The organism is Azoarcus sp. KH32C (assembly GCF_000349945.1).
GTDB lineage: Bacteria > Pseudomonadota > Gammaproteobacteria > Burkholderiales > Rhodocyclaceae > Aromatoleum.
Genome location: NC_020516.1, coordinates 191,241 through 216,592 on the forward strand (window position 1 = coordinate 191,241; position 25,352 = coordinate 216,592).

19 protein-coding genes are annotated in these 25,352 nt (G+C 67.8%); 6 read left to right on the forward strand and 13 right to left on the reverse strand.

Annotated elements, in window-relative coordinates; genetic code table 11:
• Positions 1–32 precede the first annotated feature (32 nt).
• From AZKH_RS00905 to AZKH_RS00930, 6 genes are all read right to left on the reverse strand, one after another.
• Positions 33–353 carry a cytochrome C oxidase subunit IV family protein gene (locus AZKH_RS00905; RefSeq protein ID WP_015433834.1) on the reverse strand — a complete coding sequence of 107 codons (321 nt, stop codon included), beginning with the start codon at positions 351–353 and terminating at the stop codon, positions 33–35.
• A gap of 9 nt (positions 354–362) precedes the next feature.
• Positions 363–1,055, reverse strand: a complete 693-nt coding sequence (locus AZKH_RS00910; protein ID WP_015433835.1) for a heme-copper oxidase subunit III family protein — start codon at positions 1,053–1,055, stop codon at positions 363–365.
• Between the two features lie 16 nt (positions 1,056–1,071).
• The gene (locus tag AZKH_RS00915) at positions 1,072–1,734 is read right to left on the reverse strand and encodes a cytochrome c oxidase subunit 3 (protein ID WP_015433836.1); all 663 of its coding nucleotides are present in this window, start codon (positions 1,732–1,734) and stop codon (positions 1,072–1,074) included.
• Positions 1,731–3,488 carry a cytochrome c oxidase subunit I gene (ctaD, locus tag AZKH_RS00920; RefSeq protein WP_156822014.1) on the reverse strand — a complete coding sequence of 586 codons (1,758 nt, stop codon included), beginning with the start codon at positions 3,486–3,488 and terminating at the stop codon, positions 1,731–1,733. The genes AZKH_RS00915 and ctaD overlap by 4 nt, the downstream gene beginning before the upstream one ends.
• A gap of 11 nt (positions 3,489–3,499) precedes the next feature.
• Positions 3,500–4,627: a cytochrome c oxidase subunit II gene (locus tag AZKH_RS00925; protein ID WP_015433838.1), complete on the reverse strand. Its 1,128-nt coding sequence runs from the start codon at positions 4,625–4,627 to the stop codon at positions 3,500–3,502.
• Between the two features lie 123 nt (positions 4,628–4,750).
• Complete coding sequence (locus tag AZKH_RS00930) at positions 4,751–5,269, reverse strand: DUF1269 domain-containing protein (RefSeq protein WP_156822015.1); 519 nt, start codon at positions 5,267–5,269, stop codon at positions 4,751–4,753.
• 290 nt (positions 5,270–5,559) lie between these two features.
• Between AZKH_RS00930 and AZKH_RS00935 the strand changes: the two genes are divergently transcribed.
• Positions 5,560–5,928 carry a hypothetical protein gene (locus AZKH_RS00935; RefSeq protein ID WP_015433840.1) on the forward strand — a complete coding sequence of 123 codons (369 nt, stop codon included), beginning with the start codon at positions 5,560–5,562 and terminating at the stop codon, positions 5,926–5,928.
• Between the two features lie 13 nt (positions 5,929–5,941).
• A complete protein-coding gene (locus AZKH_RS00940; protein WP_015433841.1) occupies positions 5,942–6,514 on the forward strand; it encodes a YMGG-like glycine zipper-containing protein in 573 nt (190 codons plus the stop codon).
• Between the two features lie 85 nt (positions 6,515–6,599).
• On the opposite strand, the gene AZKH_RS00945 is transcribed toward AZKH_RS00940, so the two are convergent.
• The 4 genes from AZKH_RS00945 to AZKH_RS00960 form a co-directional block, all read right to left on the reverse strand.
• A complete protein-coding gene (locus tag AZKH_RS00945; protein ID WP_041655780.1) occupies positions 6,600–7,508 on the reverse strand; it encodes a hypothetical protein in 909 nt (302 codons plus the stop codon).
• Between the two features lie 131 nt (positions 7,509–7,639).
• The gene (locus AZKH_RS00950; protein ID WP_015433843.1) at positions 7,640–8,203 is read right to left on the reverse strand and encodes a YSC84-related protein; all 564 of its coding nucleotides are present in this window, start codon (positions 8,201–8,203) and stop codon (positions 7,640–7,642) included.
• Positions 8,204–8,461: 258 nt separating this feature from the next.
• Positions 8,462–8,965, reverse strand: a complete 504-nt coding sequence (locus AZKH_RS00955) for a YbaK/EbsC family protein (RefSeq protein WP_015433844.1) — start codon at positions 8,963–8,965, stop codon at positions 8,462–8,464.
• Positions 8,966–10,570 (reverse strand): MFS transporter, encoded by a 1,605-nt coding sequence (locus AZKH_RS00960; protein ID WP_015433845.1) that lies wholly within the window; start codon positions 10,568–10,570, stop codon positions 8,966–8,968.
• A gap of 220 nt (positions 10,571–10,790) precedes the next feature.
• Here AZKH_RS00960 and AZKH_RS00965 point away from each other — a divergent pair, with 220 nt between their 5' ends.
• From AZKH_RS00965 to AZKH_RS00975, 3 genes are all read left to right on the forward strand, one after another.
• Positions 10,791–12,137: a DUF1615 domain-containing protein gene (locus AZKH_RS00965; RefSeq protein WP_041655781.1), complete on the forward strand. Its 1,347-nt coding sequence runs from the start codon at positions 10,791–10,793 to the stop codon at positions 12,135–12,137.
• A gap of 108 nt (positions 12,138–12,245) precedes the next feature.
• Positions 12,246–16,652, forward strand: coding sequence for a response regulator (locus tag AZKH_RS26085; protein ID WP_015433847.1), 4,407 nt, complete (start codon positions 12,246–12,248; stop codon positions 16,650–16,652).
• On the forward strand, positions 16,649–18,865 hold the full coding sequence (locus AZKH_RS00975; RefSeq protein WP_015433848.1) for an EAL domain-containing protein: 2,217 nt from the start codon (positions 16,649–16,651) through the stop codon (positions 18,863–18,865). Before AZKH_RS26085 ends, AZKH_RS00975 begins: the two co-directional genes overlap by 4 nt.
• A gap of 13 nt (positions 18,866–18,878) precedes the next feature.
• Here AZKH_RS00975 and AZKH_RS00980 read toward each other — a convergent pair whose 3' ends face one another.
• Positions 18,879–20,525 carry a PQQ-binding-like beta-propeller repeat protein gene (locus AZKH_RS00980; RefSeq protein WP_015433849.1) on the reverse strand — a complete coding sequence of 549 codons (1,647 nt, stop codon included), beginning with the start codon at positions 20,523–20,525 and terminating at the stop codon, positions 18,879–18,881.
• A 182-nt stretch (positions 20,526–20,707) separates the two neighbouring features.
• On the opposite strand from AZKH_RS00980, the gene AZKH_RS00985 reads away from it, so the two are divergent.
• Complete coding sequence (locus tag AZKH_RS00985; RefSeq protein ID WP_041655785.1) at positions 20,708–21,412, forward strand: 2-phosphosulfolactate phosphatase; 705 nt, start codon at positions 20,708–20,710, stop codon at positions 21,410–21,412.
• A 42-nt stretch (positions 21,413–21,454) separates the two neighbouring features.
• On the opposite strand, the gene AZKH_RS00990 is transcribed toward AZKH_RS00985, so the two are convergent.
• Both AZKH_RS00990 and AZKH_RS00995 read right to left on the reverse strand, forming a co-directional pair.
• A complete protein-coding gene (locus AZKH_RS00990; protein ID WP_015433851.1) occupies positions 21,455–22,279 on the reverse strand; it encodes a hypothetical protein in 825 nt (274 codons plus the stop codon).
• 52 nt (positions 22,280–22,331) lie between these two features.
• Positions 22,332–25,319: an EAL domain-containing protein gene (locus AZKH_RS00995; protein WP_015433852.1), complete on the reverse strand. Its 2,988-nt coding sequence runs from the start codon at positions 25,317–25,319 to the stop codon at positions 22,332–22,334.
• Between the last annotated feature and the right edge of the window lie 33 nt (positions 25,320–25,352).

Genomic DNA, 25,352 nt, shown 5'->3' on the forward strand with positions numbered 1-25,352 from the left:
CGGGCGCTTACGTTTTGATAGGTTCCAGACTCTCACGGGCCGGTAAAGAAGAGATGCCGCATGAGGAAGGTGTAGTCGCCCTCGGCGACCATCAGCCCGACCAGCACCAGCACGCACAGCGGCGGCAGCAGGATGGTGCAGATCAGCGCGAGCCGCTCCCAGCGCAGGTGCATGAAGACGGCGACGATCAGGCCCGCCTTCATCGCCATCAGGAGCAGGATCAGCGACCAGCGCAGCAGGCCCTGGAAGTGGAAGTAGTCGACGAGGTAGGAGAAGGTGCTGAGCACGAAGAGCAGGCCCCAGACCTTCAGGTAGAGGCCGATCGAGTGCTGTTGTGCGGGGGCGTGGTCCATGGCTGCCTCCTACCACAGGTAGAACAGGGCGAAGATGAACACCCAGACGAGGTCGACGAAGTGCCAGTACAGGCCCGCGATCTCGACGATCTGGTAGTTGCCGCTCTTCTCGTAGCGCCCGGCGAGCACGCGCGAGGCGACGGTCAGCAGGTAGATCACGCCGGCGGTGACATGCAGGCCGTGGAAGCCGGTGATCATGAAGAAGGTCGAGCCGAACTGCGCCGCGCCCATCGGGTTACCCCAGGGGCGCACGCCTTCGTGCACGATCAGCTTGGTCCATTCCAGTGCCTGCATGCCGACGAAGCTCGCGCCGAAAAGCGCGGTGACGATCATCAGCACGCCCGTGCGGACGCGGTCGCGGCGATAGGCGAAGTTCACGGCCATTGCCATCGTGCCGCTGCTCGTGATCAGGATGAAGGTCATGATCGCGATCAGGATCAGCGGGATGCTGTGGCCGCCGACCGTCAGCGCGAAGACTTCGCTGGGGTTGGGCCACGGCTCGGTCGTCGCGAGGCGCACCGACATGTAGCCGGTGAGGAAGCAACTGAAGACGAAGATGTCCGAGAGCAGGAAGATCCACATCATCGCCTTGCCCCAGGGCACCTGGAAGGCCTGGCGGTCGCCGGACCAGTCGTCGACGAGGCTGCGCCAGCCGGTGGCCGCGGCGGCGGTGGTCGGTTCGGTGGGTGAGATCGCGCTCATCGGGTCACCTCATGTGTCATCGCACGCCGCAGAATTCGGCGATCGCGCCGAGGGTCGCCGGCGGGCTCGCGAGCAGCGCGAAGAGCACGAGCCACACGGCGAGCAGGAAGTGCCAATAGCGGGCGCAGAGCGCGACGGCAGGGTCGGCGCCGGCGGAGGGAGGCGCGCGCCAGGCTCGCAGCGTGACGCGGGCCCACGCGACGAGTCCGCCGGCGAGATGCAGGCCGTGCAGGCCCGTCAGCAGGTAGAAGAAGCTCGCCGCCGGGTGGCTCGCGACGAAGTGGCCGTGTGCGACGAACTGCCGCCACACCAGGCCCTGCCCGACGAGGAAGGCGAGCGCGAAGCAACCCGCGAGGGCGAGCGCGCTGCGAACCGCCACCCGGCCGTGGCGCGATGCGCTCGCCGCCGCCTGCAGCGCAAGGCTGCTCATCGCGAGCAAGGCCGTGTTCACCCACAAGGGCGCGGCGTTCGCGAGCGGGGCGCCGGGTTCGTCCACGAGCGCCTGCCAGTCCGGCTGCTGCGAACGGATCACGACCGCGAGCACGAAGAGGCCGAACAGCACCGCGATCACCGCGATCAGCATGTGCAGGCCGATTGCCGCAGCGGGGCGCGGCGTGTGTTCCGCCGGCGCCGGCTGGGGCAGCCAGGGGCGGGCGGCAAGGGCGTCGAGAAAGCTCATGCGTGTCCCTCCCAGGCCGGCCGGCCCTCGGGCATGCCATCCGGCGGCGTCTGCTGGGGCACGTTCTGCGGGATGAAGTCCTGCTCGGCGCCCGGCACGCTGTAGTCGTAGGCCCAGCGGTAGACGACCGGGAGTTCGGCGCCCCAGTTGCCGTGCTTCGGCGGCGTGTCCGGCGTCTGCCATTCGAGCGTCGTCGCCCCCCACGGATTCGCGCCCGCCGGCTTGCCGTGCCGCGCGCTCCACGCGAGATTGAACAGGAAGGCGAGCTGGGTTACGCCGACGATCAGCGCGGCGACGGTGATGAAGGCGTTGAGCGACTGCGCCGACGGCGGGATGAAATCGTAGCCCTCGAAGGCGTAATAGCGGCGCGGCATGCCGAGGAAGCCCAGGTAGTGCATCGGGAAGAAGATGGCGTAGGCGCCGACGAAGGTGACCCAGAAATGCAGCTTGCCGAGCGTCTCGTCGAGCATTCGTCCGGTGACCTTCGGGTACCAGTGGTAGAGGCCGCCGAAGATCGCGAGCACCGGCGACACGCCCATCACCATGTGGAAGTGGGCGACGACGAAGTAGGTGTCGGAGAGCGGAATATCGACGCTGACGTTGCCGAGGAAGAGGCCGGTGAGCCCGCCGATGACGAAGGTGCTGATGAAGCCGACCGCGAACAGCATCGGCACCGTCAGGTGGATGTCGCCGCGCCACAGCGTCAGCACCCAGTTGTAGACCTTGATCGCGGTCGGCACGGCGATGATCAGCGTCGTCGTCGCGAAGAAGTAGCCGAAATAGGGGTTCATGCCGGACACGTACATGTGGTGCGCCCACACGACGAAGGACAGCACGCCGATCGCGACCAGCGCCCACACCATCATGCGGTAGCCGAAGATGTTCTTGCGCGCGTGGGTGCTGATGAGCTCCGAGATGATGCCGAAGGCGGGTAGCGCGACGATATAGACCTCGGGGTGGCCGAAGAACCAGAACAGATGCTGGAACAGGATCGGGCTGCCGCCGCTGTGCTTGAGCGGCTGGCCCATCGACACGATCGCCGGCACGAAGAAGCTCGTGCCGAGCAGCTTGTCGAAGAGCATCATCACCGCGCTGACGAAGAGCGCCGGGAAGGCGAGCAGCGCGAGGATCGACGCGATGAAGATCCCCCACACCGTGAGCGGCATGCGCATCAGCGTCATGCCGCGCGTGCGCGCCTGCAGCACCGTCGTGACGTAGTTGAGGCCGCCCATCGTCGCCGCGACGATGAAGATCGCGAGCGACACCAGCAGCGTGACGATGCCCCACTCCGTGCCCGGCGTACCGGGCAGGATCGCCTGCGGCGGATACAGCGTCCAGCCGGCCCCCGATGCACCGCCCGGAACGAAGAAGCTCGCCAGCAGCACTAGCACCGCGAGCAGGTACATCCAGTACGACAGCATGTTCAGGTAGGGGAAGACCATGTCGCGCGCACCGACCATCAGCGGGATCAGGTAGTTGCCGAAGCCGCCGAGGAAGAGCGCGGTGAGCAGGTAGATCACCATGATCATGCCGTGCATCGTGACGTACTGGTAATAGCTCGCGGCGTCGATGAAGCTGAGGCGGCCGGGAAAACCGAGCTGCAGGCGCATCAGGTTCGACAGCGCCAGTGCGATCAGGCCGACGACGAGCGCGGTGATCGTGTACTGGATCGCAATGACCTTGTGGTCCTGGCTCCACACATACTTCATCCAGAAGCTCTGCGGTCCGGCGTGGGCGTCGTCGTCGTGGCTCATCGCGGCCTCCGTCATGGCGTCTTCGTGGCGCCGCCGCCGGCGCCGTCGAGCGACTTGATATAGGCGACCAGCGCCGCGACCTCGTCGTCGGCGAGATTCGCTTGCGGCATGATCGCGGGGTAGCCCTGCACGATTGCCGCCGTCGGTTCGCGCATCGACTGCGCGAGGTAGGTCTCGTCGGCGACGACCTTGCTGCCGTCGGCGAGCGTCTCGTTGCGGCCGAAGAGCCCCTTCCAGCCCGGGCCGATGCTGCGGCTGCCGTCGATGCTGTGGCAGGCGCCGCAGCCGCGCGCCTGCGCGAGCGAGCGTCCGCGCGCGACGAGGGCCTCGGGTCCGCTCGCGGCCGGCGCTGCGAGGATCTGGCCGAAGGTCGGCTGCGTCGCGAGCCAGGCGTGGAAGGCCGATTCGTCCTCGACGACGACGTGGCCGCGCATGTTGAAATGGCCGACGCCGCAGAGCTCCGCGCACAGGATCTCGAAGCGCCCCATCCGCGTCGGCGTGAACCAGAAGCGCGACACCGTGCCCGGCACGATGTCCATCTTCGTGCGGAATTCCGGCACGTAGAAATCGTGCAGCACGTCGCGCGAACGCAGCACGATCTTCACCGGCTTGCCGAGCGGCAGATGCAGCTCGGGGCCGTCGATCAGCACGTCGTCGCGGCCGTGAGCGTCGTTCGGATCGACGCCGAAGGGCTTGTCCGCGCTCATGAAGCGGGTGTCGCTGAGGCCGAGCTGGCCATCCGCGCCGGGAAAGCGGAAGCGCCACTGCCATTGCTGCCCGAGCACTTCGACGACCAGCGCGTCAGGCGGAACGTTGATCATGTCGGAATAGACGTAGAGGCCCGGCGTCAGCATTGCGACGATGCCGAGCGTGGTGATGACGGTGAGCGAGCTTTCGAGTTTCGGGCGTTCCGGCTCGTAGGCCGCGCGGTGCCCGGGGCGGTGCCGGTAACGCACGATCGCCCAAGCGACGAAGAGGTTCACCGCGACGAAGACGACGCCGGTGATGATCAGCGTGATCAGGATCGTGTCGTCGAGCCGGCCCCAGTTGGATGCGATCGGCGTGAACCACCACGGGCTGGCGAAATGGAACAGCACCGAAGCGGCAACGATCAGGATCAGCGCGATAGCGAGTGCCATGGTGCCTCGTTCCCGGCACGCGGGCTGACGCCCCGGCCCGCGGCCGCGCCGGTGTTCGGCCGCGGGACTTGCCCTTCCTGAACCGTAGTTCCCGCAACGGCCCCTTTCAAGGCCGCGGGTGTATCACGGAAACGCGGGGATCGTCGGCTCCGTGCCTTCGATGTCGGCTTCGGGGTGGTGCTCCCGGATCATGTCCTCGAACTCATCGACGCGATCCGTCGGCACATCGACCATCATCAGCAGCATCCCCTTGTCGATCGCCTCCTGAAAGCGCTGGAGATGCGAGTTCGGAATCCCGACCCCGATCATCGCCGACACCCAGGCGCCGAAGCCGGCGCCGCCCAGCGCGCCGAACAGGATCGCGCCGCCGGCGGCCACCATCCCGACCGGCGGGAAGGCCAATGCAGCGAGGCCGGCCAGTACGCCGACGGTGCCGCCCACCGCCAGCCCGCGCTCGATCGCGGGCACGAGGTCGGTTTTCTGGGCGATGCCGGCTTCGGGCAGTTCCTCGAGCGGGACGTCGCTGCTCGCGAGCACATGTATATGTTCGTAAGGAATGTGTGCCAGGAGGAATTCATCGACGATCCTGCGCACCGTGTCGACGTCGGGCAGCAGGAAGTACAACCTCTTCAAGCCTTTCATGACGGTCTCCTTGCCGGGGTGGGCGGCTCCTCCCTTGTTGTGCGTGCTCCGCAAGTCCGTCCGTGTCTTGCGGGCGGGGGAGGCGCTGCGGAGTGTGCCAAGTCTGAGACCGCGGATTTCTCCCCAAGGTTTCGGCCATTCTCGCTGCTTTTGTGCCGGCCCGAGGGGCTACCGTGGATACAGTACTGTACAAATCCGCGTGAATTTCACCCCCAAAGTCGTGGTCTTTCGTATAGAAAGGCATCACCCGGCTTTGCCGGGTGGCGACAAGGAGAAAGAAGGAGAAAAGCATGAAAGGGTTCAAATGGACGCTTGCGCTGGTCCTGGCCATGGGCGCGGTGCTGCCGACGGTTGCGTCGGCGGACGGCCACTGGCGGGGCAGCGTCGGCGTCTACATCGGCGGACCGGGCCTGTACTACGGGCCGGGGCCGTATTACGGGCCGTATTACGCCTACCCGCCGCCCTACTACGTCTATTCGCCGCCGCCGGTCGTCGTGCACGAGTCGCCGCCGGTCTACGTGGAGCGGGGCGAGGATGAAGGCGCCCCGCCGCGCAGCAAGAACTACTGGTACTACTGCGATCGCCCGTCGGGCTACTACCCCTACGTGAAAGAATGTCCGGGCGGCTGGCAACGCGTCGCGCCGACCCCGCCGCGCTGATGGAGAAACTGCGATGACCGCGATGAAGGTCCTGCCGGTGTCCGCCCTGCTGATGGCCCTGCTCGTGACGGGAGGCTGCGTCTCGCTGCCGACCGGTCCGAGCGTGACCGTCCTGCCGGGCTCAAACCGGAGTTTCAGCGAGTTCCGCCGCGATGATGCCGATTGCCGTGAATACGCCTACGAGCAGATCGGCGGGCGTTCGGCCCAGCAGCGCGCCAACGACAGCGCCGTCAGCAGCGCGGCGGTCGGCACCGTGGTCGGTGCGGCGGCCGGGGCAGCCTTGGGGGGTAGCCGCGGCGCGGGCGTAGGGGCGGGAACGGGCCTGCTGTTCGGCAGCGCCATCGGCGCCGATGCGGCGCAGAGTTCGGCCTACGGCTCGCAGCGGCGCTACGACAACGCCTACGTGCAGTGCATGTACGCGAGCGGACACCGGGTGCCGATGTCCGGCCGCTACGCGACGGGCCGGTCCGAGCGCTACGATCGGTATGACGGCGGCTATCGGGATCGCGATTACCGCGACCGCGACTATCGCGGCACGCCGCCGCCTCCGCCCGAGGGCATGCCGCCTCCGCCGCCGCCGTACTGAGTCCCTTCCTGTTGTGTAACGGTTTGCGTCGGCCGCCCCTGCCCTGGGGCGGCCTGGTGCTTTGCGCAGCGGTCGCTGCGCGACGCTAGCGTTCGGGCTGATCGTTCTTGCCGCCTTCCTTTTGCTGCGGGTGCTTGCGCCCGTGCGCCTGCTGTTCGCCGCCCTGACCGCGCGGTCCGCGTTCTTCCATGCGCGGGCCGCCCGCTTGGCGTTCGCGCATGTCGCGTTCACGCATCTGCTGTTCGCGCCTCGACTCCATGTCCCGCCGCTCCATCTGACGGCGTTCCATCGGCATCGGTTCTTCCCGGCGATGGCGCGGTTCCGCGTCGCGGGCGAAAGGCTGACGATCCCGCTCCTCCATGCGCGGGCTGCGCTCAGGGCGCGTGGCTTCGCGTTCGTGTCGATCCGGTGCCTTCATCCTCGATGACGGCTCGGGCACGACCTCGCGCGCGACGGACTCGTGCGGCCGATAGCGGTAATGCTCGCCGATCAGTTCTCGCTGCTGGCGGATCTCGCGCGGATAGCGGTCGCCCGAGTACTGCCGCTGATAGGTCGGCAAGGGGGCCGGCCGCGGGGCGGCGCGGCGGTTCCAGTGGTCCCAGCCGCGATGGCGCTCAGCCCATTCCGGACCCCAGTGCTCGTGCCAGCGCGGCGGACGATCACGCCGCCAGTCGCGGAAATACACCGGCGGAGCCCGGTAGTAGCGCACCGGGACGCGCAGCACGAAGAGCGGCACGGCCGCCGGCGCAACGATCGTCCACGGGCCGTTGTACCACGAGCTCATGTACCAGTCGTCGTCGTAGAAGACCCAGTACACGCCGTCATAAAAGAAGAAATTACCCGGCACCGAGGGCGCGTAATACACCGGATACCCTGGTACCGGCACAAGCTGCGGATACACCGGCAGGTTGATGCCGATACTCACCTGCACCGCAGCCATCGCCGACGTGACGCCGGCCAACAGCAGCCACAACACCATCAATAGAGCACGCATGGTCGTATCTCCCTCGGGGTCGCCCCACGTGAGATGCTATCGCTGTTGCCGTGGTCGTGGATGAGATCCCGTGTGCTTTTCGAGCCCGGCGAGATATCCGGGCCCGTCTAGCCTCCGCTTGCATGTTGCGATCAGCGCTTGATGCGCGAGATCTTGGTGCCTTCGATGCTGAGGCTCGCCATCAGCCCCTGCTGGTCGAAAATGAACGCATACGCGTCGTCGCGCAAGGTTGTCGACGACAGGTTCTTCGCGACCCCTTCATTGACCGCCACGACCGTCGGGCCCACGCCGATTTCCCAGCCCTTCGACTGGTCGAGGTATTTCACGGCCTTGTCGGTCATCAGGAAGACGACGTAGCCGTAGGACTCGGCCCCGGCCTGCCAGCCCCAGGATGCGGACACGGAGTTGTAGTAGCCGGCGATCTTCGCGCCCTTCATCAGCACGCCTTCACCGTAGCTGCCGCCGAAGACGAGGCCGGCCTTGATGATCTTCGGAAAGACCAGGATCTCTTTTGCCTTCTTCGAGATGGTTTCCGCCGTGGGATTGGTCTTGTAGAGCGCCTGCAGCGCTTCGGCGGCATCGCGGTTCAGGTCTTCGGCGGTCGCGCCGATCACCTGGCTGCTCAATCCGCCCAGCGACAAAGCCGCTGCGGCGACGAGAATCGACTTGTGGAATGTGCGTCGTGTCACGGTCATGGTTCGTTCCTTCCGCTACGTCGGGATGGAAGACCCCAACCTTTCTGGAGGTTGCGTGCACCATGCAAACGGGATGAATGTGACAGCCCGTGCGCGGGCGCCCTTCGGTCGTTCCAGTACCTTTATAGGACGACGATGCACGCCGCGCCATCGTTTCCTGCTGCGAACTTCGGCGAAATTGCAACGAAATGCTGAATCGTGGAGCGCCTGCGCGCCGATCGGTCATGCCATGCGGGCAATCCCGGTCGCGTATTGCGATCAGCCTTCCTGACGGATGTCGGACCACTCGACGCCGGTCAGGCGGGCGAGGTCCCGCGGCGTCAGCGGGAACACCGAGAAGGGGGTGCCGGCGGCGGCCCAGACGCGCTCGAAGCGCTGCAGGTCGGTGTCGAGCAGCAGTTTCACCGGCTGGGCGTGTCCGAACGGAGCGACGCCGCCGATCGCGTAGCCGGTCGCCTGACGCACGAAATCCGCATCCGCGCGGCCGAGCGCCTCGCCGACGAGCTGCGACACCTTGCGTTCGCAGACGCGGTTGTCGCCGCTCGCGACGACCACGACGGCGCGGTCGCTTTCCTTCGCACGGAACACGATCGACTTCGCGATCTCCGCGACCGTGCAGCCGATCGCCGCGGCCGCCTCGGCGCTCGTGCGCGTCGGCTGTTCGAATTCGACGACCCGGGCGGCGAGGCCGGCGTCGGCGAGCAGTTGCTGGGTCTTCAGGGCGGTCGGGTGCTGGGCGGGTTTCATCGGCGGCGCGGTCATTCAGTTTCCGCTCATTGTCTCCGAAACGTAGCGGCGGATGCGCGGCGCCTCGCTGCCGATGTGGAAGGCGAGGCGCCGTTCGCGCAGCCCGACGTCGGCCGCGGTGAAGCGCTCGAGGCGACGCTGGTGCTCGATCCAGTTCTCGTCGACGAAGTACTCGATATAGCGTCCCGGCAGCGAGGTGTCGCGAAAGAGTCCCCACGACATCGCGCCCTGGCGCAGCCGCGCGCGGCGCGTCTCCTGCATGACTGCGCTGAAGCCGGCGGCGCGCGCGGGGTCGATCAGGTATTCGATCGTCACCATCACCGGGCCCTCGTCCGGCTGGATGTCGATCACCGCGGGCGGAATCGTCGAGGTGACCGAGGCGGGCGTCAGGTCTTCGTCGGCGGTGTGGACCTTCACATGGCGGCGCGTGATCACCATCACCAGCGGCCCGACGACCGACGCGATCAGGATGCTGACCGTCACCGTCGTCAGGTTCGCGACGTAGCCCCACAGCGCCGCGCCGGCGGCGCTACCGCCCATCAGCGCCATCTGGTAGATCGACATGCCGCGCGCCCGCACCCAGTTCGGCAGCCCCATCTGCGCGGCGACTGTCAGGGAGTTCGCGGTCGAGATCCACGCCATGCCGGCGACGACCATCGCCGGCACCGCGAGCCACAGCGTCGGCACCAGCACGACCACGACGGCGCAGGCCGCGTGCGTGAGCGTGCCCCAGCGCACGAAGGCTTCGCGCTCGAGCTTCTGGCGCAGGCGCGCGAGATTCAGCGCCGCGAACACGGCACCGCTGCCCATTGCCGCGAGCAGCAGCGTGTAGCTCCCCGCCCCGCCGCCATGCACGTTGCGCGCAACCAGCGGCAGCAGCGCCGTGAGCGAGGTTGATTGCAGGAAGAAGAGGAAGATGCGCGCGAGCACCCGGCGCATCGGCGGCGACTGCAGCACGTGCTGCAGGCCGACCCGCATCGCGGCGAGGAAGCGCTCGCCGGGCAGGGCGCTGATCTTCGGTTCGGTGCGCCAGCGCATGATCTGCACGAAGGCGATTACGGCGAGCACCGCGTTGAGCATGAAGACGTAGGGACTGCCGACGCTCGCGAGCAGCGCCCCGGCGACGACCGGACCGATCACGCGCGACATGTTCATCGCGACGCCGTTCAGGGCCAGCGCGGCCGGCAGGTCGTGACGCGGCACGATATCCGGGATGATCGCCGCGAACACCGGCCAGCGCATCGCGAGCCCGATGCCGTTGGCGAAGGTCAGCGCGAGCAGGAGTTCGGCGTTGAGCGTTCCGGTGAATGACAGCGCGCCGAGCACGACCGCGACCAGCGCGACCCACAGCTGCGTGCCGGCGAAGTACCGGCGGCGGTCGACGATGTCGGCGAGCGCGCCGCTCGGCAGCCCCAGCACGAACACCGGCAGGGTGGAGGCCGCCTGCACCATCGCCACCATCAGCGCGCTCGTCGTCAGCGAGGTCATCAGCCAGGCCGAGGCGACGTCGTTCATCCACATCGTGACGTTCGCCGCGAGCCAGGCGAGCCACAGCATGCGGAACACGGGCACGCGCAGCGGTGCGAGCGCCGAGGGCGCTTCGGCGGAATCGAGCGGCAAGGTTTCCTCCGTGGGGTGAGGGGGATCGACGTCGATGTGCAGGACCCGCGAATTTTTTCAGTATAGCGGGGCCGACGATCCGTTCTCGGAGCCTTGCCCATCGCGGCGAGTTCCTCATCCGCTGCTCCCATCCTCGCGCAGCGTTATGATTGCGCTTCGCGTCAGCCCGACGCGGTCGCGCCGCGTTGTTCCACGGTGCGACGCCCCTCCCTCCGAAAGCATGAACGCCTCACCGAAACCCCGTTCCCTCGCCGTCCTCCTTGCTCCCAGTCTGATCGTCGCCGCTTGCGCGACCGGCCCCCGGCCTGCCGTGCAGGCACCCGCGCCAGTCGAGACGCTGCCGATGCCGGGGGCGCCCGGCGGTCCCGCATCGACCGCCCCGTCGACGCCCGCGGCGACTCCGCTGCCGGTGCCGTCGCCCGACATGCCGCGCGGTGGCGGCCGCATCCCGCCGCTCTCGGTGCCGGCGCCGGTCGTACCTCCGGCGCCGGCTCCGCGCCCGTCCAGCCCGCGCGAGCTCGAGGCGCGCGCGCGGCTGCAGGTGCTGCTGCCGCCGACCGTCATCCGCGACCGCGACGAGTGGGCGGGCGACATCGCCGCCGCCTTCGGCGCGCTGCAGCTCGCGCCGAGCGCCGAAAACCTGTGCGCGTCGATCGCCGTGATCGAACAGGAGTCCGGCTTTCAGGCCGACCCCGTGGTGCCCGGCCTGTCGCGCATCGCCTGGAAGGAGATCGAAACGCGCCGCCAGCGCTACGGCATCCCCAAGCTCGCGCTCGATGCCGCGCTGTCGAAGACCTCGCCGGACGGCCGGACCTATCGCCAGCGCATCGACAGCCTGCGCACCGAGCGGCAGATGAGCGTGCTCTACGGTGACATCATCGACGAGGTGCCCGGCGGCAAGCTGCTGCTGAGCGGCTACAACCCGGTGCACACCGGCGGGCCGATGCAGGTCAGCGTCGCCTTCGCCGAGGAGCATGCCCGCACGAAACCCTATCCGGCGCCCGGGAACGGCAAGATCCGCGAAGCCGTGTTCTCGCGCCGCGGCGGCCTGCATTTCGGCATTGCGCACCTGCTCGACTACCCGGTGAGCTATTCGAGCCCGCTCTACCGCTTCGCCGACTTCAACGCCGGCCACTACGCGAGCCGCAATGCGGCCTTCCAGTTGGCGGTCGCGCGCCTGACCGGGCAGACGCTCGCCCCCGACGGCGACCTGCTGCGCTACGAGAACGGCGAGCCGTCGCGGAGCGCAAGCGCGACGCAGAAGGCGCTGTTCAAGCTCTCGATGCCCTTGCGCCTGTCCCGCGGCGAGATCCTGACCGCCCTGGAACAGGAAAAGAGCGATGCCTTCGCCCGTACCGCGCTCTACCAGCGCGTCTTCTCGCTCGCCGACCAACGTGCCGGCCGGCCCATGTCGCGCGAGGTCCTGCCGCGCATCAGCCTCAAGAGCCCGAAGATCACCCGCAAGCTGACCACGGCGTGGTTTGCTGAGCGGGTGAATACGCGCTACGGCAGCTGCATGGGGCGCGCACAGCCCGTGATGCTCATGCCCACCGCCAGGCTGAAGTAATTCACGCCCGGCGGCCGGAAATTCTCATCAATGTAAAGGGGTTATTGAGTTCCTCCCGGCATGAGGCGATCATGATTACCGGCTAGCCACTAACTGGAGTCCGCCCCCGTGGATGGCGCAATCAAGTGGATCGAAGCGGTCTTCGAGGCCATTCCCCTGCCTTTGCTCGAAGTCTGGGGCATGGTCGGCTACCTGCTCGGATTCGGGCTGATGATCTGCGCCTTCGGCGGCTTCACCTTTCGGCCCGGCGGACGCTGGCGCGTGGGCCGCGAGCGCCAGACCTGGGATGGCCGCGCGCTGCGCAGCCTCGTGCTGACCTTCGTGCTGATCCTCGCGACCGGCTACCTCGGCTCCTTCATCGTCCTGGTCCCCGGCGCGCAGACCTTCGAATCGCTGAAGGACCTGACCGTCTTCCTGTGCGTCGTCCTCTTCGGCTATCCCGCCCTGATCGTCGTGCCCTTCGCCTACGGGCTGTCGGATCTGATCGAAGGCGTGCCGCCGGATTTCTTGCGCGACTGGTTCTTCGGCTACTTCATCAACCCGGCCTGCTTCTGGGTCGCCTACCAGTTCATCGGCCGCGATCCCGACTTCCGGCAGCTGCGCACCTGGCGCTGGTACCTGCTGTTCGTCGCGGTCTTCATGAGCATCGAGCCGCAATTGTGGGGCTACATCTGCGCCGACAAATTCACGGCGGAGATCTCCTACCGTAACATCACGCCGGCGCTGTTCTTCACGACCTCGATCACGTGGATCCTCGCGCCGTTGGCGATGCTCGTCGCGTTGCCGCTGGCGCGGAAGTACCGCCTGTTCTGGGCCGAGATCCCCGGCCATGTCCGCGAACGCGTGCTGGGGCGCAAGGACTGGGTGTGGGAGAGCGGCGTCGGCGATCCGCGCACCGCTGAAAGCCGGGCGCGCGACGGTCTGCCGATCCGCATGTTCCTCGCCACGCCCTTCATCGTGCTCGTGCTGGTGATGGTCGGCGCGACCGCCTACACGACGCTGCACAGCGCGGAGGAGTCGGCCAACAAGCTCGCCACGCGACTGCACCAGGAAGCTTCCGAGAACATCAATCTCTATCTCGACGATTACCTGGAGCGCTCGCGTGAGTTCGAGGCCGGGCGGCGCATCGCCGACATCAACCAGTTGCTCGGCCGCCTGCCGCTCGCCGAGCACGGTCGGGCCTTCGTCGTCGACCGCCAGGGCAAGCTCGTCGCCTCGTCCGAAAACGCGGTGCCGCCGCTGCCCTTCGTGCGGGAAGATCCGGTTGTCGTGAAGGCGGTCGAGCGGCTCGGCGAGACGAGCGGGCCGCTGGCGGCGCTGACGACGCCGGCCCAGTTCCAGTTCGACATCGTCACAACAAAGCCCCTGTCGCGCGAGACCTGGCTGGCGCGCGCGACGCCCTACCGCGACCGTAGCGGCGAGACCGACTGGATCCTGATGACGGCCATGCCGGCCGGCTATTACCTGGAAGGCGTAAGGGCCGGCAACAGCCGTTCGGCGATGGTGTTCGCCGTGGCGTTGACGCTGTCGCTGGTGATCGCGGGCTATCTCGCGATGATCGTCGCCGCACCGATCCGCAGCATCGTGCTCGCGACGCGCGAGCTGATGAAGGGCGACCTCGCGCAGCGGGTGCCCGGGACCCGTCTCGAAGAGCTGGGCCTGCTCGCCCGCTCCTTCAACAAGATGGCCGAGGAGCTGCAGACCTCCTTCGAGGCGCTGCGCAACGAAGTCAAGACGCGCAAGGCGCGCGAGCGCGAGCTCGAGGACAGCGAGGGGCGCGTGCGGCTGAGCGAGAACCGCCTGCAACTGGCGACCTGTGCCGCGCATCTCGGCGTGTGGGACTGGGACATCGGGAAGAACGAGCTCGTCTGGGACGACGCGATGTACCGCCAGTACGGCATCGAGCGCGACCGCTTCGGCGGCGCCTACGAGGCCTGGTCGAGCAGCCTCGCCCCGGAAGACTTCGAGCGTGCGAACGCCGAGGTCGAGGCGGCGCTGCGCGGCGAGCGGGAGTTCGAGTCCGAGTTCCGCATTGTCTGGCCGGACGGCTCCGTCCATTACATCCGCGGCGTCGCCCAGACCATCCGCGCCGAGGACGGACGGCCGCTGCGCATGGTCGGCATCAACTACGACGTCACCGAGCAGAAGCGCGCCGCGGCCGAGATCCTCAAGCTCAACGCCGAGCTCGAGCGGCGCGTGATCGAGCGCACCGCCCAGCTCAAGGCCGCGAACAAGGAGCTGCTGAAGGCGAAGGACATCGCCGAGGACGCCAAGCGCGCGCAGTCCGAATTCCTCGCGAACATGAGCCACGAGATCCGCACGCCAATGAACGCGATCCTCGGCATGCTCTATCTCGCGCTGAAGAGCGAGCTCACACCGAGCCAGCACAACTATCTCGCCAAGGCGCAGGGCGCGGCGCACTCGCTGCTCGGCATCATCAACGACATCCTCGACATCTCGAAGATCGAAGCCGGCAAGCTCGACATCGAGCAGGTCGAATTCGGCCTCGACACCGTGCTCGAGCAGCTCACCGACGCGGTCGGCTACCTCGCCGAGGACAAGGGCGTCGAGTTCCTCGTCCGCTACGATCCGGCGATCCCCTCGCGCCTCGTCGGCGATCCGCTGCGCCTCGGGCAGATCCTGCTCAACCTGTGCGGCAACGCGGTCAAGTTCACCGAGCGTGGCGAGGTCGAACTGTCCTTCCGCTGCATCGACGCGGGCGAGACCGACATCCTGCTCCAGGTCTTCGTGCGCGACACCGGCATCGGCATGACGGCCGAGGTGCAGCGCAAGCTCTTCGAGAAATTCACCCAGGCCGACCAGAGCACCACGCGCCGTTTCGGCGGCACCGGGCTGGGGCTCGCGATCAGCCGCAATCTCGCCGAGCTGATGGGCGGCAACATCTGGGTCGACGACTCGCAGCCGGGCAAGGGCACGACGATGTGCTTCACGATGCGGCTCCGGATCGCTCCGCAGGGGCAGGCCCGCCAGCGCGAGCTGGTCGAGCGCGCAGGGCCACTGCTCGAAGGCATCCGCGTGCTGGTCGTCGACGACAACGAGGCCTCGCGCGAAATCCTCGCCGACATGCTGCGCTTCTTCCGGCTCGACGTCGGCACGGCGCTAAGCGGGGCGGCGGCGCTGGCGGCCTTGCGCGGCGCGACGGAAAAGCCCTACGACCTGGTACTGATGGACTGGCGCATGCCCGGCATGAACGGCGACGAGGCGACGGCGCTGATCCATCGTGACGGCGCCATCCCGCATCATCCCAAGGTGGTGATGGTCACCGCCTACGGGCGCGAAGACGTCTTCCGTTTCGCCGAACAGGCGGGCGTCGACGGTTTCCTGATCAAGCCGGTGTCGCCCTCGGTGCTGCTCGACACGATCCTCTCGGTGCTCGGGCGCGGACGCATCTTCGGCGCCGAGGAACGCACGGGCACGCGCGAACCGACGACCGCCGGCCGACTCGCCGGCGCGCGCGTGCTGCTCGTCGAAGACAACGACATCAACCGCGAATTCGCCACCGAGCTACTGCGCAGCGAAGGCATCGAGGTCGACGAGGCGCGCACCGGCGCCGAGGCGGTCGACCGCGTGCAGACGGGCGACTACGACGCGGTGCTGATGGACATCCAGATGCCGGTGATGGACGGGCTCGAAGCCGCGCGCCGGATCCGCGCGCTCGCCGGCTTGCCCGGCTGCGAAGCCTTCGCGCGGCTTCCGATCGTCGCGATGACGGCGCTGGCGATGACGCGCGACGCCGAGAAGAGCCAGGCCGCCGGCATGAATGACCACGTCACCAAGCCGATCGCGCCCGAGCGCCTGATGGCGACGCTGGCGAAGTGGGTGCAGGTGCCGCCGGAGCGCCACGCGGCGCAGCTCGCCCGGATCGCGCCGAAAGCCGGCGAAGTGCCGGGCGACCTGCTGGCGCTCGCGAGCCTCGACGCCCGCGAGGGCATCCGCCGCATCGGCGGCAAGGCCGACGCCTATCGCAAGCAGCTGCAGCGCTTTCGCAAGCGCCACGCCGGCGCGGTCGCCGACTTGCGCGCCCAGCTCGCGGCCGGCGCGCTGCAGCGTGCCGAGGAAATCTGTCATGTGCTGAAGGGCGTCACCGGCACGCTCGGCGCACGGGCGCTGTACGAGAGGATCTCGGCCATCGACGCGCTGCTCAAGGCGGGCGTGCTGCCCGACGCCGTCGCGCTCGACGAGGCCGAGGCGCTGCAGCAGCGGCTGATGGACGAGATCGACGGCCTCGACACCGGGACCGAGGTGCCTACTCGAGCGGCAGCGCCGCTCACTCCGGAGGCCGTGCGGGCGCTCCTCGTCAGGCTCGAACTCGCGCTCGACAGCGATCTCGGCGCCGCCGAACCGCTGCTCACCGAATTGCGCGCCGGCATCGCCGGCACCCCGCTCGAAACCGAAGTCGCCGTCGTGGCCGCGCTGGTCGATGTGTTCGACATCGATGCGGCCCGCGCGAAGCTCAAGCAACTGGACGCCCCCCAACCGGATACGACGCGATGAATCCCACTCTCGCCCAAGCCGCCCGGCCCGCCCGCGAACGCTGCCGCCTGCTGATCGTCGACGATGCGCACGAGAACCTGCACGCGCTGATGAACATTCTGCGCGACGACTATGCGCTCGTCGCCGCGACGAACGGCGAGAAGGCGCTCGAACTCGCGCGCCGCACTCCCCAGCCCGACCTGATCCTGCTCGACATCCGCATGCCGGACATGGACGGCTACTCGGTGCTCGCCGCGCTGAAGCTCGATCCGGCGACGGCCGACATCCCGGTGATCTTCGTCACCGCGCTCAGCGAGGCGGCGGACGAGGCGCGCGGACTGGCGATGGGCGTGGCCGACTACATCACCAAGCCGGTGAATCCCGACCTCCTCAAGGTGCGCGTGCGCGATCAGTTGGAGCTGCAGCGCTACCGCAAGCACCCCGTGCTGTTCGACATCGCCGCGCATGCCGATCCGACCCATCCGGCGTCGCTGTTGGTCGTCGACGACATCCCGGAGAACATCCACGAACTGCTCGAAGCGCTGAAGAGCGAGTATCGCATCCGCGTCGCTCGCAACGGCGCCGAGGCGCTCGATGTCGTGCAAGGTCCGACCCCGCCCGACCTCGTGCTGCTCGACATCCTGATGCCCGACATGGACGGCTACGAGGTCTGCCGCCGGATCAAGGAGATGCCGGGCGGGGACCGCATCCCGGTGCTCTTCGTCACCGTCGTCGACGCGACCGACGAGAAGGTGAAGGGCTTCGAGCTCGGCGCCGCCGACTACATCACCAAGCCCTTCGACATCGACGAGGTGCGCGCGCGCATCCGCACCCATCTCGAACTCGCGCGCCTGCGCCGCTTTCTCGAAGACCTCGTCGCGCAACGCAGCGCGATGCTGCAGGTGAGCGAGGAGAAATACCGCGTGCTCGCGCACCGCGACCCGCTCACCGGGCTCGCGAACCGCATGCTGTTCGCCGAGCTGCTGTCGCACGCGATCCTGCACGCGGAGCGCAGCCAGAACCAGTTCGCGCTGCTCTTTCTCGACCTCGACCGCTTCAAGACCATCAACGAAAGCCTCGGCCACAAGGTCGGCGACCAACTGCTGATCGAGGGCGCCAAGCGGCTCAAGGCCCTGCTGCCCGACAGCGACGCGATCGCGCGGATTGGCGGCGACGAATTCAACATCATCGTCGACCACAGCGACGACATGCCGATCGACCTGATGGCGCAACGCATGATCGATGCCTTCGCCGAGCCCTTCGTCGCTGCCGGTCACAGCGTCTACGTCGGAGTCAGCGTCGGGATTGCGCTGTTTCCTGCCGACGGCACGAGCGCGGAAGTGCTGCAGAGCAGCGCCGACGCCGCCCTGCATCAGGCCAAGATGCAGGGGCGCGGCATCCTGCGCTTCTTCTCGCCGGAGTTGACCCGCCGCGCGAAGGAGCGCGTCGCGCTCGACGCCGACCTGCGCCGCGCGCTGGAGCGCCAGGAATTGCGGCTGCACTACCAGCCTCAGGTCGACCTCTTCAGCGGCGAGATCGTCGGGCTGGAGGCGCTGGTGCGCTGGCAACACCCCGAGCGCGGCATGATCCCGCCGGGCGACTTCATCCCGCTCGCCGAGGAAAGCGGCCTCGTCGTGCCGCTCGGCGACTGGGTGCTGCAGGAGGCCTGTCGCCAGATCAAGCTCTGGTCCGATGCCGGCTGCGCCGTGCGCCAGACTGCGGTCAACGTGTCCACGGTGCAGCTGAGCCGCGGCAACCTCGTCGGATCGGTCAGGAGCGCGCTGGCGACGAGCGGCATCGCGCCCGAACAGCTCGAGCTCGAGATCACCGAGAGCTTCGTGATGGCCGACCGCGAACAGTCGTTCAAGACGCTCGCGGAACTGAAGGCGCTCGGCGTGCGCCTGTCGATCGACGACTTCGGTACCGGCTACTCATCGCTCGCCTACCTGCAGCAGCTCGACGTCCATACGCTCAAGATCGACCGCTCCTTCGTCAGCGACATGACGACCGACAGCGGCAACGCGTCCATCGTCCGCGCGGTGATCGGCATCGGCCACAGCCTGGGGCTGACCGTCGTCGCCGAGGGCGTCGAGGACGAGGTCCAGGCGCACGTCTTGCGCTCGATGCGCTGCAACGTGATGCAGGGCTACCTCGTCAGCCGTCCGCTGCCCGTCGAGCGGATGACCGAGTTTCTTGCCTCGTACCGGCCCGGCGGCATGCCGCCGGGCGGCTGATCCGCGGCGGCGCTCAACGCGCCGTCGCAGTCGCGATGTTGGAGTATCCCGAACTCCCCGCGGTATTGCTGGCGCGCAGGCGATAGGAATAGGTCGATTTCGACTTCACCTGCGCGTCGGACCAAGCGGTCGCGGTCGCGGCGAGCTGAGCGACGGGAGCGAACGCAGTGCAGGCGCTTCCCATACAGCGCTCCACCGTGATCGAACTGGCGTCGCTGGCGGTATTGCGCCAGACGAGGTCGATCCTGCGCCGCGTCGTCGAACTTGCCGCCAGGTTCGTCGGCGCGGTCGGCACCGTCACGCCGGGCGGCACCGGCACGACATTGGGGGGAACCGCCCAGCACGTAATCAAGGCATCGTAGCCACCCGTGGCGCACACGTCGCCATTCGGCAGCGCCGCCGCCCAGACCGTCTCGAGCGTGGAGAAGGCGACCCACAGCAGTTGTCCGCTCGAACTGTAGCCCGCCGTTACCCCGGGGATAAAGCCACCCGGCAGGTTCGGGCCGCCCCGGCCCGTGACCACCGTGGTGCCGTCCGGCATTACGAGCACCGCCCGCGGGATCTCGTCCGTATTCAGCTTGCCGTCGCGGACCGCTTCCCAGCGCACCGCGCCGGTGGTCTCGAAGGCGACCGTGTACCAGTCGAGGAAGCCGCGGTTGGTCTGCCCGGTCACCGCCAGGCTGCCGTCGGGCGCCATCGCCATCCGCAGACCGAAGGCGTCGCCGGCGTCGGCGGGCTTCCGGTCGGTGCGCCATACGCGCTTCCCGGTTGCCCGCTCGTAGGCGATCACCGTGAGAAAGTACTTGAGCGCAGGCGTGCCCGCGCCGGTCACGCCCTGGCCGGTGACGTAGACGCGTTTGGCATCGACCACGACGTCCTTCGCCGTCGTGCCTTCGGCGGCGGTCACCTGCCACTTGCGGATACCTGTCGCGGTGTCATACGCGATCGTGTTCCACAACGCGCCGCCGGAGATCCCTCCCGTCACCACCACATCGGCGCCGTCGGGGCTCAAGGCCAGCGAAGCGGCGAGCGCGTAGCCGCTGCCCGTCGCATCCCGTTGCGACCACAGCAGGGCGCCGGACGGGTCGTACTTCTGGACGAACATGCCGCTTCCCCGTCCGCTCACGGCCAGATAGGCATTGCCATCCGCATCGACCACGAGCCGTCCGACGGCCGGGAGGAATCCCACCGCCGGATCGACGCGCCACAGCAATGCCCCGTTCGTGTCGAACCGGACCAAGGTGCTCTGGATCGGATTGCCGCTTGAGTTGACGCTGTGACCGACCGCCAGGAAATCGCCGCCCGGGGCCGCGACCACCCAGTCGCCGACAAAGGTCCCCGATGCCGGGTTGACCGTGCTGCGCCAGCGGAACACACCGTTTTCGGTGTACGAGGTGACGGCCAGATTGCGCCCGCCGGACGGCCCCGACACGATGGCGACATTGCCCCGGGCATCGACGGCCATCCGCGCCGCCTGTCCGGCGCTGTCGATCCCCGCGGAAAGACCTCCCGCCGTCCATTGCAGCACCGGCTCGGTGATGGCGGCGCCGACGGGCGGCACCATTCCCACCGTGAGCATCAGGACGACCGCCGCCGCGGCCATCGCCCGGCCAATACGGCATGCCGGGATAAGGGATTGAGCGTTGAAGTGCTGTCGCATGATCCAATCTCCTCCAACCATCCCCCGGTGAAAAAAGTATAGGAACGGCTGTCGCCGCCCGCGGACGCGAACGCCATTGGTTTGATGGCCGTCAACAAAATCGCCGAATGCTCTGCGAGGACGTTCGGGCGGTGGGCTCGCCGATCGACTCACGCCTACCCCCTTTGCCGTATGATGGCCAGATGGAGATCCATCGCATCAGCCTGCACCGCCTCGTGCAGGCGCCGCACGATTTCGACACCGTCGTCGTGATCGATGTGCTGCGCTCGTTCTCGACCGCCGCCTACGCCTTCGCGGCCGGTGCGTCGGAAATCCACCCCGTCCAGACCGCCGCCGAGGCGCAGCTGTTGTTGAACCGGATCCCGGAGGCGCTAACGATCGGCGCGCTGCCCGGCGGCCGTCCGATGGCCGGCTTCGACCTCGGCAATTCGCCTTCCCGCGTGCAGGCGCTTGCGCTTGCCGGGCGTCCGGTGATCCTCACGACCGCCGCAGGCGTGCAGGCGCTGATCCGCTTCGGTCACGTGCCCCGTCTCTTCGCGACGAGCCTCGTCTGCGCCGGGGCGACGCTTGCCGCGCTGCAGGCCATCGCCCCTCGGCGCATCGCGCTGCTCACGACCGGCGAATGGACCGATCGCGACGGCGACGAGGACATCGCCTGCGCCGACTACCTCGCCGCGGGCCTGCTCGGCCATCCGATCAGCCACGCCGTCCTCTCCCGTCGTGTGCGCGAATCCGACTTCGGCCGGCGTTTCGCGGCCGGTACCGACCCGGCGCTGCCCCTCGCCGACCTGGAGCTCTGCGCAGTCGTCGACCGCTTCGACTTCGCGATGCCGGTCGTGCGCGAGGACGACGGGCTGGTCGTGCGCCCGCTCCGGTCTGCACCGTAAGAACCCTGCAACGCTGACCCGTCTGGCGCGAAGCGCGCCTGCTCACTCCCCCGTCGGTGCCTTCCTCAACAACTCCGTCGGCCGCATCGGATTCCGATACCCGCCGGCTCCGGCGTCGTAGGTCTCGTACGGCATGTCGTAGTGGCGGCCGGTTGCCGGGTCCTGCATGCGTTCGTAGCCCATGGTCAGCTCGCGGCGGGCCTGCGAGATGCGGTCTTCGGACAGGCCTTTCTGGCGCCAGGATTCGATCAGGCCGGAGTTGTCGAGCGGGTTGTTGCGCGGGAGCATGACGCGGTCGGCGCCGGCGACCTGGCGGGGGTTGGTGACGGCGATGCTCTGCGCGACGGCGGGCAGCCAGGTGCGGTCCTGCGGCCAGTTGGCGGCGGGGGACTGGTAGAGGGTCATCGTCGCCCAGTAGCGGCCGTAGGCCGAGCTCACGCCGACGGTGGCATTCATGCGCACCGGCACGCCGTTGTAGGTGCCGGCGAGTTCGTATTCCTCGGTACGCCAGGGGCTCATGATGCCGGGCTGGTCGCCGAGGCGGCGGTTGGCGGTGACCTGCATCGTGGGATTCACCTGCCGCATCGTCATCGCGAGGAACTGCTGCGGTGTCATGTCGCCGAAGCCGCCGGCGAGGAGCGCGCTGGAGACGAAGGTCGTGCCGTTGGGCGCGAAGAGATCGACGCCGTTGGTCGTCTCCTTCATCGCCCAGCCCTTCGGGGTGGACCAGCGGAAGTACTGCCCCTGGTGGGTCTCGAGGACGGGGCGGTTCAGGGCGACAGGTTTGGCATCCACCGCCAGCCCGGGAGGCGCGGCCGACAGCAGCACGGCGGAGGCGAGGGCGGCACAGAAATTCCGTAGTGTCATGGCAGATGTCCGGCGGCAGGTGATATGGAATTGTGCTGTAAATCTTTCCGCATCAGGCTGAGGGAACGGTCCAGGCGTGCGCCGGGAAGCGCTCGGCCCAGGCCATGAAGTCTTCCGGCGGCATCGGCCTCGCGATGAAGTAGCCCTGGCCGACGTCGCAGCCCAGTTCGGCGAGCCGGTCCCAGCTCTCGCGCGTCTCGATGCCCTCGGCGACCGCCTTGCGCCCGAGGTCGTGGATCAGGTCGATGGTCGAGCGCACGATCAGCTCGCAGTCCTTGCGGCTCGACATGTCACGAATGAAGGACTGGTCGATCTTGATGTACTCGACCGGCAGCTTCTGCAGATAGCTGAGCGAGGAGTAGCCGGTGCCGAAATCGTCGATGTAAAGCGGGATCCCCTCGTTGCGCAGGCCGTGCAGCACGTGCAGTGCGAACTCGGCGTCCTCCATCACGGCGCTTTCGGTGATCTCCATTTCGAACAGGCCGGCGCAGACGCCATAGGCCGCCTGCAAATGGCGGATCTTCTCAAGCAGCTTTTCGTCGTGCAGGTTGCGGGCCGAGAGGTTCACGGCGATCGGCAGTTCGCGTCCTTGCCGTGCCCACTGCTGATTCAGGCGCATCGCCGTCTCGACCACCCATTCGGTGAGCGGCTTGATCAGGCCGGTGTTCTCGGCCAGTTCGATGAATTCGCCGGGCGGGATGATGCCGCGTTCGGCGTGCTTCCAGCGCACCAGCCCTTCGGCGCCGCAGACGCGGCCGCTCGCGAGCTCCACCTTGGGCTGCAGGTAGAGCAGGAGGTCGCCGTGCTCGATCGCGCGTCGCAGCTCGCTGACAAGGGTCAGGCGGCGCGCCTGGGTCGGGTTCTGCGCGGGATCGAACATGACGTGGCCGAGCCCTTTCTTCTTCGCCACCTGCACCGCGATGTCCATGTGGCGGTACAGGTCGTGCGCGGTGGTGCCGTGCTCGGGGAAGAGCGCGACGCCGATGCGGGCGGAGACGTCGAGCGCGATGTCGGCGATCGGGAAGGGCGGCGCCAGCGCCTGCTCCAGGCGGCTCACCAGCGCGAGCGCGGCGCTTGCGTCGCCCGCGGGCAGCAGCGCGGCGAATTCGTCCCCGCGAAGGCGCGCCACCGTCGCCGATGCGGGGGCCGCGCTGCGCAGCCGCGTGCCGAATTCGCGCAGCATGTCGTCGCCGTGCCGGAAACCCAGCGCGTCGTTGATTTCGCTCAGGCGTTCGATGTTGGCCTGCAGCACGGCGAAGGGGGCGTCGGACTGCTTGCCGGATTCCAGCGCGGCGTTGATCGCGGCGGTGAATTGCGTCTCGTTCGGCAGCCCGGTGAGGGTGTCGAAGTGCGTCAGCCGGTACATCGCCTCCTGGCTCTTCTGCTGTTCGGCGCGCACGCGCAGCGTGGCGATGCCGAAGGCGAGGTCGTCGGCCGACTCGGTGAGCAGCACGACTTCGTCCGGGCCGAAGATGTCCGGTGCCGCATCGTAGATCGCGAGTGCGCCGATCACTTCGCCGCCGACTTGCAGGGGGCAGGCGATCACCGATTCGTAGGCGGGGACTGCGGCCCTCCAGGGGGCGTAGTTCGGGTCGTTGGCAATGTCCCGCACGACCCTCGTCTGTCCGTTGCGGATCGTCGTTCCGACGGCGCCCCGGCCATGCTCGTTGTCGGCCCAGGTGGCCGTCAATGCGCGCACGCCGGCCAGGCCGCCGGGATAGCCGCTCTCGGCCATCGCCCGAAGCGACTGGGCCGGGTCGTGAAGGCGGTACCACACCACCGCCGTGTCGTAGCCGCCGGTTTCGACAATCGCGCGGCACATGCCGTCGAGGAGCTCCTGTTCGTCGGTCGCACGCAGCATCGTCCGGTTGCCCGCGCTCAGCGTCCGCAGCGCGCGGCTGACATGCTCCAGCTCGTACACGTGGCGCTCGAGATCGGCATTGAGGCTGCGGATCCGCTCTTCGGCTTCCTTGCGTGCGGTGATGTCGGTGCCGAGCACGTAGTAGCCGGCGACGCCGCCGTCGGCATCCCGTCGCGGCGCATAGCTGATGAGCTGCCAGACGCCCGGGAAGGGCTGCCAGTCGTAGCTCTGCGGCTCGCCCAGCAAGGCTTTCGCGATGATCGGGGAGGCGATCGCGTAGCGCTCCTCGCCGAGGATCTCGCGGACGGTGCAACCGGTGATGTCGGGGCGATCCGACGCGAAACGCGCCCGATACTGCTCGTTCACATAGACGTAGCGCTGCTCGGCGTCCACGTAGGCGATCAGCGCCGGGACGTTGCGGATCACGCTGCGCAGGTGATCTTCGCTGTCGCGCAACTGTGCCGTCCGCTCCCGCACGTGCTGTTCGAGCAACTCGTTCTGTTCGAGGATCGTGCGGCGGGCCTGTCGCTCGATGGCTTCCGACTCCCGCAACTGCCGGCGGATCAGCGAATAGCTCGCCGCGAGCAGCGCGAAGAGCGACGCCGCAAGCAGGGCACCGACCGACGCCAGGACCTTGTCGGTGCGTTGTTGCTCGGCATTGCGCGCCTTCAGCTGGCGGTTCTCGTCCGCGTCCATGTCGCGCATCAGGCCGTAGGCGCGTTCACGCGTTTCCTGCAACGGCGCCGATGCGGCGTAGGCGTTCGCGGCATCGACTCCTTCCGTGCTGCGCAGCATCTGTACGCGCTGCGAAATCGCGATGCGCTCGTCGACGACTTCGCGCAACAGCTGCCAGCGTTCCTGCTGCCGAGGTTCGTCGGCCGTGAGCTGCTTGATGCGTTGCAGACTGGCTTCGCGGGCCGCGATCAGCGTGTCCCGTTGTTCGAGATGGGCCGGATTTCCCGAAAGCCTGTAGTTCTGCGTGCTCAGTTCGATCTCGACCGTGCTCGCCTTGGCCTGGGCGAGGTTGCTGAGCACGTCATGGCTGCGGGTCAGCCGGTGTTCCGCTTCCGCAGCATCCTTCGACAATTTCCAGGTGGTAATGCCGAGCACGCCGACCACCAGCACCGCAGCGACGAATGCGATCAGGACTCGAGTTTCGAAGCTGGCCTCAGGTTTCAATCGGTCCCTCCGGATTGCCTACGTCAGTAAGAA